Here is a 208-nt window from a genome sequence, read left to right on the forward strand (position 1 = left end):
TCTACCAATTGATCCAGCTCGGCCATGGTTACATGTTTCAGCATGACATCGCTTGGCGTCAGCTCCTGCTGTTTGCGACCTGTGCAATGCGTAATGATTTCCTGCAAGCTGGTTCTAAACTGTTCGGCTAACTGCTCCATCGTTTCACGACGATATTCCTGCTTGCTGTAGCTGATCGTCAATTGCAGTTCGCCTTCCGAAATCAGTC

1 protein-coding gene is annotated in these 208 nt (G+C 49.0%); it reads right to left on the bottom strand.

The annotated features are described in order from the left end of the window. Positions 1–208: condensation domain-containing protein (locus ACL9RM_RS26845; protein WP_414126736.1), on the bottom strand; the 208-nt coding region annotated here is incomplete at both ends.

This window comes from Paenibacillus sp. S29 (assembly GCF_049319765.1).
Classification (GTDB): domain Bacteria; phylum Bacillota; class Bacilli; order Paenibacillales; family Paenibacillaceae; genus Paenibacillus; species Paenibacillus polymyxa_B.